Below are 13,509 nucleotides of genomic sequence, written 5' to 3'. Positions count from 1 at the left end.
CAAAATTCAGCCACAAGCTGTTTCAGATATATGCAATGGTTATTATTTTTTCTTTTGTGCAATGGAAACAAACTTCTGCTGTTTGCGGATTTGCATGGGTAAGCGGTGAATCAATCAGGAAATTCAGGTATGAATGACGATACGACTGGAAAGCTATATCAGTAAAATTAATCAGTTTCTGATATTGATGAAACCATGCTTTGATAATGCTCTCTTTTGCTGAAAAAAGCAGCAGCGCCATCAACGGCAGGTCAGTACTGTGTTCGGTTATATAGCGTAATTCGGCCGCCCGGAGAAACAGGCTCAGAGTGGATTTATGCTCATTCATAATACTCTGATGCTGCCGGTATTCAATATCGATACCCAGATAGCGGTGTGTCGGCTGTTTTTTCTGTACGCAGGCAATAGCCAGACATTGGCGCTGATTGCTGGTGTGGCTCAGACTTCCCTGTAAGGATTCAGGAAAAAGCGGCTGTCCCTGTGAGCCTGTTTTCAGATTAAAGTTGCTGTAACCATACTGTAATAATGCATATTTTGCCGTCAGCCGGCCGGCTATAAATTCTGTCTGGCGTTTGTGCCGGCTTTTTCTGATGTTGTCCGGCAGAAAGATGTTATGTATCTGACCAATTTTATGCAAAACCGCTGTGTCGGCTAATGGCATGCATATCTGGTGAATGGTGTTATTGCCGATGCTGATTGTGCGATGACAGAATAATGCAGGCGAATCATTCACCGGCAATAGCAATTTTCTGCTGCCGGCAGAAGTGTCTTGCCGGCAGTCTGTTTTACCCAGGTCTGATATAAATGACATGCATAGCCCGTATTTTTAAGATATGGCTCTAATCAGTAGTATTTGCCTGAATCATATCTGGTGTTTATGTAATATCCGGCGATAAATCCAGAGTCAGGGTAGGCTGCCACGGAGCCGCACTGCGATGCGACACAAAAATCAGGGTACGGGACTGGCTGAGTATAGTGTCAATCAGTTGTTGTTCCGTGCTTTCATCCAGTGCTGATGTGGCTTCATCCAGAATCAGTATCGGCGCATGCTTGATAAGAGCACGGGCAATGGCTACGCGCTGCTGTTCGCCGCCGGATAGGGCAGAGCCCTGCTGGCCGACATGTTGGTGAATGCCTTCATCCGTCCGGTCGATAACTGTTCCCAGCATACATTGTCTGGCAATAGCTTCGATTTCAGCGTCACTGGCATCAAAACGGCCGATGCGGATATTGTCTGCCAGAGTGCCGGTAAAAATAATCGGGTTTTGAGCCACATAAGCCATATTGTCTGTCAGTGTCTGATAAGACAGTTGAGGCAGTGGAATGCCGTCTAATCTGATTTCTCCCATAGCCGGATCATCAAAGCGCAGGCATAGTTGCAGCAAGGTACTTTTGCCACTGCCGCTAACACCGGCGACGTGTAAGCGTGCACCTTCGGGGATATCCTGATTAATGGTTGTCGAGCCGGTGATACAGTTCAGATTATGCAGAGATAACTGTGCATGCTTCGGGGTGCGCGTTTCTTCTGCTTCAGGCAGTACCGGAGGATGGGTAAGTTGCTGAAAGTGGCGCAGTGAGCTGATTAAGTCATTGATGCTCAGACCGGCAGTAGCCAGTGCGCTTAATGGTGCGCCGGCGCGCCCCATCAGTAATAATACAGCCAGTATCAGGTATTCATCGTTCTGAGCGGACAAAATACAATAAACCGCCATACCTGCCATGGGCAGCACATTAGCTAAAGTAGCTATCAGCGTTGCACTGGCTGCACTGCAATTAATTTTGCTTAGCAGGTTTTCCTGAGTGCTCCAGCGCTGCTGGATAGTATCCAGCGCATGAGCTGAACCTGCGGATGTACGCAGCAGAGTAAGGTGTTCAACCAGTTCAATGGTTGCCGTGGTGCTGTCCAGTTCGGTCTGATGGCGCTGTGCATCAGTTTTATTTAAAGCATATTGTGCCCATACTTGTAATAGTAAGGACAGCAATATCATCGCCAGTGCTGCTAACATGATGCCTGTACCGGCAACAAAGGCCAGCCCGATACAGATAAACAGGGGCAGACAGGGCGCATGTAAAAACGTCTGCAACTGATGTGCCGGAATGCTCATGAAATTCGGAATTTCCTGTCCGGCAGTTTTACTGATAACCGCACGGCGCTGGTCCTTAAACCAGGATAATTTAGCGCTGGACAGAGAACGCCCCAGTGCGGCAAATAAATCTCCGGCCAGACGTACGCCGGTAAGAAAGCCGTTACGGGTAACCAGTACTGTAATCACTATGGCAATAGCAGCACTAATCACTACCCACAGTGGCGACTGCTGATTTACTATAGCCAGAGCCAGTATGGTGTAAGCACATGCTTCCAGTACGGCAACCAGTATCCAGCCGATGCTGACAGCAATCAGGCGGGGTCTGGTGGCGGCCGGTATGGTTTCAAAAAGGGAGTGTTTGTTGCCGGCTGCTGTATTCATGCCTCGCTCCTTAATGCTTCCAGTACCAGTTTTGCATCGGCTTTATCGGCCAGAGCCGGCTGGTGAGTAACAATGATAATGGTTTTATGCGCAGTATGAGCCAGTTCCTGCAAGGCCTGAAATATTTCCCGGGCATTCTGATCATCCAGCGCACTGGTAGGCTCATCCATTAAGATAATTTCTGCCTGAGTGAGAAAAGCCCGTGCAATGCAAATACGTTGTTTTTCTCCGCCGGACAGGGTACGGGCAGGTGTTGATAAATCCAGATTCAGATTGGCTCTGGTCAGAGCCTGCTGCATGACTTCATCGCTGGCATCAGGAGCAGTTAAGGCCAGATTGGCACGAATCGTATTGTCTAAAACATCATATCCTTGCGGAATAAACAGAATCAGCCGGTGGCGGGTGTCATCATGTAATGCAGACAGATCGGTCTTACCCAGTTGAACAGTTCCGGATGTCAATGGTATGTATCCGGCTAATGCATTGAGTAAAGTGGTTTTACCTGCTCCGCTGGGGCCGGTAATAGCGGTAATGGCGCCGGCGGGAAATGTGAAGCTGAGTTTGCGTAAAACCGGATGTTCTTCCTGAGAAAAAACTGCATCATGCATAGATAATACTGCCGGCTCCGGCAGATGATTTATGGTTCCGGCCGGTAATAAAGGCTGATGTAAAAATTCGGTCAGACGTCCGGCAGCAGCGCGTCCGGCTCTGATGTAATCAATACCATGCCCGAGACGTAATGCGGGTGTCACAATGGCCAGACTGAATAACAGAGTGGCAGCCAGAGTAGTGGTGTCCTGTGTATAACTGACCCAGTAGCCAATGGCAAATGTCGCTACTGCCTGTAACATAGCAGTGGCTATGGCTGCCGGTGTGGCTGCCTTGGCTACCCAGTGCACCATATTGCGGGTAAATTTTTCAGTTGCTTCTGTATAGGCAGTTAATGCGCTGGAATGCTGCCCGTAAATACGATAAACCGGAATCCCGCGTACATATTCATCGGCTTTATTAATAATATCCAGCATTACCTGCATACGTGCGGTACCGTCACGCCGGGTCATGCGCGGTATGATGATGAGATAATAAACCGAAGCAATCAGTCCGGGTAATAATACCCATATTGCCGATATGCCGATAAAATAAACAAGGATACCGATGGATAAAAGCGGAATAACCGTGAATACGGCAATCTCACCGGGTAAATGAGCCAGCATATGATGCAAACTGGCAACATCATCGGTTAGCAGCTGTTTAAGTGTCTGCTCATTCTGTTTAGCCAGTATATTGGACGGCAGGCGGATTAAATGCTGTGCCACTGTCCGGCGTAAAGCCGCCGCAAAGCGGCTTTCTGCCTGATGTGCCAGCCATGAGGACAAGGCTGTAAACAAAGCGGCCAGCAGCCAGCTGACCAGTGCATAATTCAGCCAGCACCAGCTCATGTTATCGATAAATTTAATGATAAACCACAGCCCTGCCAGCATAGCGATACCGGCAATTACGGCGGCAAATGTACCGCTTATCAGCCCGGGCAGGGCTACCCGCCACTGATGTGCCAGACCGGACGGTATGCTCTTGCCGGATAGATTTAAGTCAGTCATGTTTTATGTTTCCAAAGCTGTATGCAGCGTCCGGCTAATTATTTGCAGCCAATTCTAGGCTGAAACAGTTTTATTTTGTTTTTCAATGAGCTGCCACCAGTTGTTTAGTGAAGGCTGCTGACCCAGTACATCATAGCCAATATTGATGTCATACTGTTTCAGTTCAGCGGCAAACTGCATAATGCGTAAAGAATCCAGACCGTAGAGAATCAGGTTCTCTTCAGGGTTAATGGTTTCTTCCGGTATTTCCAGTAATGTCTGAACTTTTTGTGTCAGCCATGCACGGGTAAGACTATTTGTTGCCGGTAACAATGCTTCTGTAGTGGTCACTTGCCCGCAACAGCCGGCAACATAATTTAACGCTTGCTGGTGTTGCTCCGCAGAGAAGTCAGCCAGTGCATCAGCTACAAAAAATACCTGAATATCCTGCATAAATGCTTCGGCAGCGGTAAGCATACAGCCGATATGCGCATAAACACCACCGATAATCAGCTGATCACGCTGCCAGTTATGCATGTGTGCCAGTAAATCTGAACGCTGAAAAGCGCTATAACGCCATTTGGTCAGTATGGTATCTTCCGGACGTGGTGTCAGGGCGTCAACTATTTTCTGCTCTTCAACAGGTGCGGTAGTAATACCCACACCCCACATATCATTCAGCAGCGCCCGTTGCTGAGGATTCTGCTGATGCGGCTGGGCGGTATACACCACGGGAATCTGTTGCTGAGCCGCCCAGCTGCGCAAACTTTGCAGATTCTTTATCATTGTCCGGATGAGTGTGCTGTCCTGCTGATAAAAATTCAGAAAATAATTCTGCATGTCATGAATTAATAATACAGAGCGCGCAGCATCAGCTTCCCAGTCGGTTTTATTTTGCGGGATTTGTGCCAGAGCAGGCATCGGATAATCAGCGATTTGTTTGATAGTCATGCTGTCTCTCGTTTCTCATTCTGATAATTATTTCAGGCAGGATTTTGCTGAAAGGTTTCACGTAAGCGTTTTTTGTCGGTTTTGCCGACGGCAGTAAGCGGCAGGCTATCAACAATGCATACCTGATCAGGCAGTTTGTAATGAGCAATACCCAGATTGAGCAGATGGCGTTTCAGGCTCAGAGCAGTTAAGTGCTGATTCTGTGACACAATAAATGCACAGCTCTTTTCACCAAAACGTTCATCCGTAATAGCAACCAGTGCGGCTTCGGTAACATCAGGATGGGTAATCATCAGTTTTTCAATTTCTTCAGCAGCAATTTTTTCGCCACCGCGGTTAATCTGATCTTTAACCCGTCCCACCACTTTCAAATATCCGTTGCTGTTACGCTGTACCAAATCACCTGAATAATAAAAGCCTTCTGTATCGAAAGCCTGTGTATTGTGCTCAGGGCTCTGGTAGTAACCGCGAAAGGTATAGGGACCGCGTGTTTTCAGCATACCTGTTTCTCCGGCAGGCACTTCGTCACCGTTTTCATCCACCACTTTTACTTCATCATCCGGGCTGATAGGACGCCCCTGAGTGGTAACAATAAGCTCTTCGCTGTCATCCAGCCGCGTATAGTTCACCAGTCCTTCCGCCATCCCGAATACTTGCTGCAACTGACAGCCAAAAACATTTAATACCTGTCGTGCCACTGATTCCGGGAAACTGGCACCGCCTACCTGAATTAATTGTAGTGAGTGCAGCTTTTCCAGTTGTTCAGGTGCCTGCTGTAACCACATAGATACGGCACTGGGTACAAGCGAAGCCATGGTCACCTGATGCTGTTCAATCAGGCTGAAACAGCTCAGTGGTTCAGGGCTTGCCGCCATTACCACACATCCGCCGGCATGAAATACACCCAGAGCGCCGGGTGAGCTCAGCATATAATTATGTGCTGCCGGCATGGCACAGAGTAATCGGGTATGCTGATTCAGAGCGCAGATTTCGGCACTGGCACGCACGCTGTAATCATAATCATTGTGCGTACGCGGAATAAGTTTCGGCGTACCGGTACTGCCGCCGGAAAGCTGGAAAAAAGCCACTTCATCTGCCGGTGTGGCAGCATAATGGCTGATATCAGATTGCGCAGTGGTATACCAGTCCGGCAGGCTTTCATCATCAGCAAAGGCATTGAGCATTAGAGTTAAAGCCGGCGCCAGCTGTAAAGCAGTCAGTTCAGTCAGAAAGTCATTTCCGCTAAATACTTCATGATGGCGTGAAGCCACCAGCAGCCGGGGTTTAATCTGGCTGAAAAAACTCTTTAATTCATGCTGACGATGATTAAACAGTGCATTCAAAGGCACAATACCGGCTTTCAGCAGAGCAAAGAAGACAATATAAAATTCGGCAATATTAGGTAGCTGCACCAGTGCAGTATCACCTATACCAAAGCCCTGTGCGCTCAGTCGGGCTGCCAGATTATCGGAAAACTGATTTAACTGCGCATAACTGAAATGCCGTTCACCACAGATAATCGCAGTTGACTGCGGAAACTGTCTGGCTGTTTGTGTCAGCACGCGGGTTAACGGCTGATCCAGCCAGTAACCTTTCTGGCGGTATTTCCGGGCTAAATCTTCAGGCCAGTGTGTATAGCTAATCATCTTATCAGCCTTTTTTCTATCTGTTAAACCAGCTGAATCAGACAAAAATATTGATTAATCAAAACAAATTGAATCATCCAACATTTTTCTGATGGTCTGTTCAGGATTGCTGATTACGGTTTGCTGTAGTGATAAATTTTAGTTAAATGAAACTAGTAATCATTTTCATTTAACTGTATCATCGTCAAAAATCGTAAATTTGTCAACAGAGTAAAGAAATAATGTGTGAACTTACTCCAATGCAGTCTGCATGCTGGTTTGGGCGTGTGCATGACGCCATGCTCGGTGGTGTGGCTGCGCATCTGTATACCGAATTCAATGGCACTCAGCTGGATTCAGACAGGCTCAGACAGGCAATTGAATGTCTGTATCGGCAGCATGAACTGTTACGTTTGCAACTGAATGCCGAAGGTGAAGTAAGGATCAGAGATACGCTGCCGCAAAATGTATTGGAAATAGATAATTTTTTACATTTATCCGAGGCGCAGCAGCAACAGAAACTTGAAGACAAACGCCGGCAATGGACACATCAGCAACTCAGTCTGGATGAAGGACAGACAGTACGTTTTTCTGTCAGCCTTCTGGGTAATCAGGTTTTCCGCCTGCATATAGATGCCGATATGATTGCCATTGATCCTTCCAGTTTCCGGATTCTGATGGAGGATCTGGCTCAGTTTTACGCAGACAGTACCGTCTGTCTGCCTTCACCGCCATCTTTTTATGACTGGCGCAACAGGATTCAGCAGGATCTGTACCAACGCCAACAGCAACAGCGTGCTCGTCAGTGGTGGCTGTCACGCATGGATATTATCGCACCTGCGCCTGCTTTGCCTTTAAAGCAACCAACCCCGGCCGGAGCACAAAGCACACGCTTAAGTGCAATTATCGGTGCAGAGCAGGCATTGCTGTTACGCCGGTTTGCCCGTCAGCAGCGGTTAACCTTGTCTGCTCTGATACTGGGGTTGTTTGCCTATATATTGGGCAAGGTCACTCATGATCGTGCTTACCGGCTTAATGTGCCGTTTTTCTGGCGGGAACCGCTTTTGCCTCATATTGACCGAACCATTGGTGATTTTGCCGATTTGGTGCTGTTAAATGTTGATATGACTGAAACGCCTGATCTGGAAACTTTTTGCCGGCGTCTGGCGACTGAATGGCGGCAATGTCTGGATCACCGGCAATTCAGTGGTGTCAATGTAATGCGGCGTTTGTCACGTCATCATGCTACGCCGCAAATCGCACCGGTAGTATTTACTGCCGCAGTCGATTTACCTGAAAAAAATCTGTTCTCATCCAGGGTACATAAATATTTTGGCAGTATGGACTGGTGTATTTCACAGGGGCCGCAGGTGGCACTGGATGCACAGTTTGTGCAGCTAAATAATGATTTACTCATTAACTGGGATATTCGTCTGGATGCATTAGCCGATACATGGGTAAACGGACTGTTTGAACGTTTTCTGACTCTGCTGAATACATTGATTACGAAGCCGGAATATTTTTCACGCCCGTTAACTGAATTGAATCAGTACCTGAATATTACCGAGCCTGATGAAAAAGCCACCCCTTTAAACTCTCTGCAAAAATCCTATTTGTCCGGCCGAAGTACTGCTTTTGCGCTTGGCGGTGTGGCGATGCAGGAATTTCGCGAATATGCCGGAACCCTGGATTTACCCGCATTCAGGCAGCGTCTGGCTGATATGGTACAGCATCATGCCAGCTTAAGAACCTATATTGATGTCAGGCGTTGTGTACAGTGGGTAAATCCGCAGGTAATTATTAATTTAATTGAAATTAATCTGTGTGGAGAAGAGCCGGCAGCAGCTACCGAAAAAATTGACAGTTTTCGCCGGCGTTATCAGCAGGAAATATTTGATTTACAGGAATCGCCGTGGGATATCACACTTTTTCAGTTATCCGCACAACAGTTTATTGTCTTTGCGCGCTTTGATGCGCTGATTCTCGACGGACGGTCTATTGCAGCGCTGATGTGTGAGTTATTCACAGATACGGAGCTGAAAGAGGCGCCACTGCTGTCTGAAAACAGGCAGCAACCGGATAGTCAGACTTATAACACAGCACTTGCCTACTGGCAGGCACAGTTGCAGCCTGTTACAAGCATCCCGCAATTACCCTGGAAACAACCTTTAGCGACACTGGAAACTTCACCCTATCAGCGACAAAGTGCCGTATTGCCGGCACAGATATTCGATAAATTATGTCAGTCAGGTTTACGGCAGGGACTCTTTAAAAATTCCTTATTGATGGCGTTGATTCTGGCGGTATTAAATCGCTGGCAGCAGACATCCGGCCTGCTGTCGGCAGCGGTACCGGTTTTGCCGCTGTATGAGGGCGAATTATCCAATCAATCCACTTTTGTTGTGGTCTGCTGGTCATCCGCAACCGGATTTATCGAACAGGCGGCTAAATTACAAAAGAATATGCTGGACGGTTTGCAGCATCTGGCCTTTTCCGGTGTGGACTTGGCAAGATTACTATTTGAGCAGCATGGCGAAGCACCGGTTTTACCAATCGTTATTACTAATGGATTATCGTGGCCAGTGTTACCGGCAGGCAGTGCAGTTCATTATGTTAACGGGTTAACTCAGACACCACAGGTAGCGATAGATATTCGCTTTATGCTCAGTGATGACGGCGCATTGCTGTTTAATATTGATTTTGCACAGGCTGCCATAGATGCAGCCATCATTCACGATTTTCTCGCAGTTCTGGTCAGCGTCTGTCAGCAACTGGCAGATCAGGGTCTGGAAAATATTGATTCCGTATTAAATCAGACATTATCCGGTATCACAATCAATCCGAATGGGCATTGTGCTGATGCAGTTATCAGCCAAAGAGAACAATTAGAACATATTTACCGCGATACGCTGAATATCGAACAAACCATAGTTATTGAACATACCCGGCCATTCAGCCAGCTCGGATTACGCCCTGCGCATGTAAAAGAAATTACCAGCCGGATAAATCACAGTTTCAGACTGACTCTGAATCCGCGCCAGTTAATCGGCTGCCGCAATATGAAGGAAGTAGAACAACTGATCCGGGCAGAAATGGATTCAGTATAAAAGCATTACATGTTGTAAATATTTAAATATTTAACTTTTTGTACATAGGGACGGAATAAACATGGATATAAAGCAAACGGATTTGGCAGGTATTGGGATTGGTCCTTTTAATCTGGGGCTGGCGGCATTATTATCTGGTCATCCAGAAGTCAATGCAGTATTTCTGGATAAAACGCCTACTTTTCACTGGCATGCTGGCCTTTTATTGCCCGGTACCACATTGCAGGTACCCTTTCTGGCAGATCTGGTTACCATGGCTGATCCGTGTCATCCCTTAAGTTATCTTAATTACCTGTGTCAGCAGGGGCGTCTGTATCAGTTTTACTACTATGACCGTTTTCTGATTCCGCGTCAGGAATATGATGATTATTGCCGCTGGGCAGTACGCCAGTTGCCATCCTGTCATTTCGATGCCTGTGTCAAGGCAGTAAGTTATGATTATCGTCAGGAAAGATTTATTCTCGAAAGTGAATCTTCATCCGGAGACAGACAGATATTTTCCAGTAAAGATATTGCTGTCGGCGTGGGTACCCAACCTTACCATCCTGAGTGGCTGAAAAACACCAGCCACCCGCTGATACAGCATTCAGCGCAATTTACCTATATGCAGAAACAATTGCAGGAATGTAAACAGGTTACCGTGGTCGGGGCAGGGCAAAGTGCTGCTGAATGTGTGCTGGCTCTTTATCGCGCATTGCAGCCGGAACAAATCCGGGCAGGTGCGTCAATCCGCTGGATTACCCGTTCTGCCGGTTTTCATCCGATGGAGTTTTCCAAACTGGGGCAGGAGTGCTTTACTCCGGTATATATGCGTTATTTCCAGACACTGACACCGCAGAAACGGCGTGAAGTCAGTGCCGGTCAGGGGCAGCTTTATAAAGGGATCAGCTTTGCCACTATTGGCGATATTTATGATTTATTGTACGAGCGAACCATTGCCGGTGCACCGGCAGGGCTGACACTGTTTTCTAATTGTGACGTGCAGTCGGTAGAAATACTGCCTTCCGGCGTAATTAATATGACATGTCTGCATACCCAGCTTAATCAGCAACAAACCATTCAGACAGATGCAATTGTGGCAGCCACCGGCTACCATCATCAGTGGCCGCAATGGTTTGAAGAGCTGAAAGGCAGTGTTCTGCAAACAGATGAGCACAATGACTATCTGGTTAATGAAGACTTTACCGCTGTACGCTGCGATAGCGGTAAAGGGCGGATTTTTATTCAGAATGCCGAAATCGCCAAGCAGGGGGTTGGTTCTCCTGATCTGGGTATGGGCGCAACCAGAAATGGTGTGATTATTAATCAGCTTCTGGGCAGGCAATATTACCGGGTACCGGAATACTCGGCCTTTCAGCAATACGGATTACCGCAATAAACTGCCGCTTATAAAAAATCGCCCGAAAGGGCGATTTTTTAACAGGCCGGAAATTTTTTAAAAATCATACGAACCGGATAAAAGGAAAGTTCTCGGTGCACCTAAAGACAGATTGGACAGGCGCGGCATGCCCCAATACGCTTTATTGGTTACGTTCTTCACTTCCGCGCGCAACGTAAACGGATGGCCGGATACTTTGGCATTGTAGCGGGCACCAATATCAAATACAGTATGGCCGGGTACCGATAAACTGTTTTCCTGATTCAGATATTGTTTGGATACAGCTGTCGCATTGGCAGAAAGAGTAACAATGCCGGCTGCGGCTTTAATATCCCATTCCGCACCCAGCTTACCCTGTAGTTTAGCCACACCCGTAGCGATATTACCTTCATTGGCATGATTTGCCAGTTTAGTCAGCTCCGGTTTAATGTAGCTGGCACCGCCTATCAGACGTACTGTTTCAATCGGCGAGGCTATAAACGTCCATTCAATACCGCGGTTGCGCTGCTGACCGCCGGATGTAAACTCATTGGTTCTCAGATCAGTATAACTATTGGGTTTTTTAATTTCAAATATGCTTAAAGAATTAACCAGATTGCCGTAATCCCATTTTACTCCCAGCTCAGTCTGCTTGGTTTTATACGGAGCAAACACCTTGGGATAATTAGCTGCTGTAACGGGGGCTGAATTACCCTTGGTCAAACCCTCAATATAATTGCCGTAAAGTGATACATGATCTGTGGCTTTAAACAGAATAGCCACGCCCGGAGTCAATGCGTGTTTTTTGTATTCAGTTAAAACAGGTTTACCCATCAGGCTCAGATTATCACTTTTGACTTCCTGATAGCGCAGACCTAAAGTCAGCTGCAGTTTATCATCCATGAACGACATAATATCGGCCATCCCATAGCTTCTGAGCTGCAGTGAGCTTCTGGAAATTGGCGGAACATCAAAGGGTACAGACTTACCCCATGTCGGATCATACATATTGGTTATCCATGTAGCCCATGGAATACTTCTGACACCAAAATCATGCTGATTATGCTTGTAGTAAGTAGTATTAACTACCCATTGATGATTTACCGGACCAGTATCGAACTGACCTTTAAAGCCCACATCTGCTGATTTCTTGTCCAGATCAAATGCCAGCTGCGCCATTATGGTCTGAATGGTGCCTTTGTTATCCAGTAAATTGGCTGAAGTAGCACCATTGTATTTATAATTGGTTTTACTGCGCCCGAAAGCCGCATAAGCAGTAATATTGTTTGTAATATCAAATTCACCGCGCACCATGGCTCCGCGGTCTTTATTGCTGACATAAGACCAGTCGGGGTTAATCAGCGTTTTCGGATTTGGCGGTGAGGGTACTTTCATATTTTTACCCAGATTGATACCACGTACCACTCCATCCACCTTGTCATTGGCCATATAGATATCGGCAGAAACCCGTGCACGGTCGCCGCGCCAGTCCAACCCGACTGAACCGAGCTGGGTTTTCAAGTCCTGTTTTCTTACAGGGCCGGAGCCATCCTGATAAACCCCGTTAACCCGGATCCCGAACTGTTTGTTCTGTCCGAACCGGCGGCTGGCATCAATGGTGCCGCCCCATTGTGAATCAGACATATAGGTAGGCGTTATCCGCAGCAATGGTTCATTACCTGCGCGCTTGGATACCAGATTAACTGTGCCGGCAACAGAACCGGCAGGCGGCATACCGTTTAACAGTGCGGATGGTCCTTTCAATACCTCAATGCGTGAAAACATGGCCGGCGGTGTACGGTAATAGGGGGCAATACCAAATAAACCATTCATCGACATATCGTTGGTGTCGGACTGAAAGCCGCGGATATAGTAATTTTCACTCCAGCCGCCGATAGCGCCATTGGTAAATACCGAAGGGTCAGTAGCAGCAATGACATCAGTAACATTTCTTGCCTGAGAATCCTCAACGAATTTATTGGTATAGCTAACGGTATTAAATGGCGTTTCCATCGCAGTTTTATTGCCAAGAAAACCAAGACGGCTGTCTTTAGCCACAAAACCGCCGGAGTAAGTTGTTTTTCCGCCAGCCTCCACCACCACATCAGCCAGAACAGCTTCACCAGTGGATGGCGTATTCTCGGTAGCTGTTTTTTTCACCGCAGGTTTGGCTTTATCATCAGCCGGTTTCGCATATATAACCGGAGTGTAAAGCAGCATGGCGCTGGCAATACTCAATATCAGCGCTTTGGGTGAGGAAGTGAACGGATGCAGAAAATTTTTGCTTCGGTGTCTGACCGCAGGCAAAGCCTCTTGCCTGCGGTGATGTGCGTGTTTACCCATAGATTTCTCCTTGTTAACTAAACTCACGCAATACATTTAACGGATGGATTTATTGGTAGGGTCTGGTTTTCTTATTTATAC

At 47.1% G+C, this 13,509-nt stretch carries 8 protein-coding genes; 2 read left to right on the top strand and 6 right to left on the bottom strand.

The features are described 5' to 3' along the window. Positions 1-22 precede the first annotated feature (22 nt). The 5 genes from H3T84_RS07000 to H3T84_RS06980 all read right to left on the bottom strand — a co-directional run bounded on the left by H3T84_RS07000 (position 23) and on the right by H3T84_RS06980 (position 6,642). Entirely contained in the window at positions 23-811 is a 789-nt protein-coding gene (locus H3T84_RS07000) for a 4'-phosphopantetheinyl transferase (RefSeq protein WP_198218680.1), read from the bottom strand. Between the two features lie 64 nt (positions 812-875). Next, positions 876-2,468, bottom strand: coding sequence for an ABC transporter ATP-binding protein (locus H3T84_RS06995; RefSeq protein ID WP_198218679.1), 1,593 nt, complete (start codon positions 2,466-2,468; stop codon positions 876-878). Next, complete coding sequence (locus H3T84_RS06990) at positions 2,465-4,066, bottom strand: ABC transporter ATP-binding protein (protein WP_198218678.1); 1,602 nt, start codon at positions 4,064-4,066, stop codon at positions 2,465-2,467. Before H3T84_RS06990 ends, H3T84_RS06995 begins: the two co-directional genes overlap by 4 nt. Before the next feature lie 54 nt (positions 4,067-4,120). After that, complete coding sequence (locus H3T84_RS06985; protein ID WP_198218677.1) at positions 4,121-4,996, bottom strand: isochorismatase family protein; 876 nt, start codon at positions 4,994-4,996, stop codon at positions 4,121-4,123. A gap of 32 nt (positions 4,997-5,028) precedes the next feature. Beyond that, on the bottom strand, positions 5,029-6,642 hold the full coding sequence (locus tag H3T84_RS06980) for a (2,3-dihydroxybenzoyl)adenylate synthase (RefSeq protein ID WP_198218676.1): 1,614 nt from the start codon (positions 6,640-6,642) through the stop codon (positions 5,029-5,031). Positions 6,643-6,863: 221 nt separating this feature from the next. Here H3T84_RS06980 and H3T84_RS06975 point away from each other — a divergent pair, with 221 nt between their 5' ends. Next, positions 6,864-9,728 carry a condensation domain-containing protein gene (locus H3T84_RS06975; RefSeq protein ID WP_198218675.1) on the top strand — a complete coding sequence of 955 codons (2,865 nt, stop codon included), beginning with the start codon at positions 6,864-6,866 and terminating at the stop codon, positions 9,726-9,728. Between the two features lie 61 nt (positions 9,729-9,789). Continuing rightward, positions 9,790-11,106, top strand: a complete 1,317-nt coding sequence (gene basC, locus H3T84_RS06970; protein WP_198218674.1) for a putative histamine N-monooxygenase — start codon at positions 9,790-9,792, stop codon at positions 11,104-11,106. 57 nt (positions 11,107-11,163) lie between these two features. Here the strand turns inward: basC and H3T84_RS06965 are convergent, their stop codons facing one another. Beyond that, a complete protein-coding gene (locus tag H3T84_RS06965) occupies positions 11,164-13,428 on the bottom strand; it encodes a TonB-dependent siderophore receptor (protein WP_198218673.1) in 2,265 nt (754 codons plus the stop codon). Positions 13,429-13,509 lie beyond the last annotated feature (81 nt).

This window comes from Snodgrassella sp. M0110 (genome assembly GCF_016101465.1).
GTDB classification, from domain to species: Bacteria; Pseudomonadota; Gammaproteobacteria; order Burkholderiales; family Neisseriaceae; genus Snodgrassella; species Snodgrassella alvi.
Note: the sequence above shows the minus strand (reverse complement) of the source record. Positions and strands in the feature narration are given on the sequence as shown.

What these genes read in the sequence shown, in the direction of transcription:
- H3T84_RS07000 (WP_198218680.1), bottom strand. Translation starts at nt 811, where the DNA reads ATGTCATTTATATCAGACCTGGGTAAAACAGACTGCCGGCAAGACACT.
- H3T84_RS06995 (WP_198218679.1), bottom strand. Translation starts at nt 2,468, where the DNA reads ATGAATACAGCAGCCGGCAACAAACACTCCCTTTTTGAAACCATACCG.
- H3T84_RS06990 (WP_198218678.1), bottom strand. Translation starts at nt 4,066, where the DNA reads ATGACTGACTTAAATCTATCCGGCAAGAGCATACCGTCCGGTCTGGCA.
- H3T84_RS06985 (WP_198218677.1), bottom strand. Translation starts at nt 4,996, where the DNA reads ATGACTATCAAACAAATCGCTGATTATCCGATGCCTGCTCTGGCACAA.
- H3T84_RS06980 (WP_198218676.1), bottom strand. Translation starts at nt 6,642, where the DNA reads ATGATTAGCTATACACACTGGCCTGAAGATTTAGCCCGGAAATACCGC.
- H3T84_RS06975 (WP_198218675.1), top strand. Translation starts at nt 6,864, where the DNA reads ATGTGTGAACTTACTCCAATGCAGTCTGCATGCTGGTTTGGGCGTGTG.
- basC (WP_198218674.1), top strand. Translation starts at nt 9,790, where the DNA reads ATGGATATAAAGCAAACGGATTTGGCAGGTATTGGGATTGGTCCTTTT.
- H3T84_RS06965 (WP_198218673.1), bottom strand. Translation starts at nt 13,428, where the DNA reads ATGGGTAAACACGCACATCACCGCAGGCAAGAGGCTTTGCCTGCGGTC.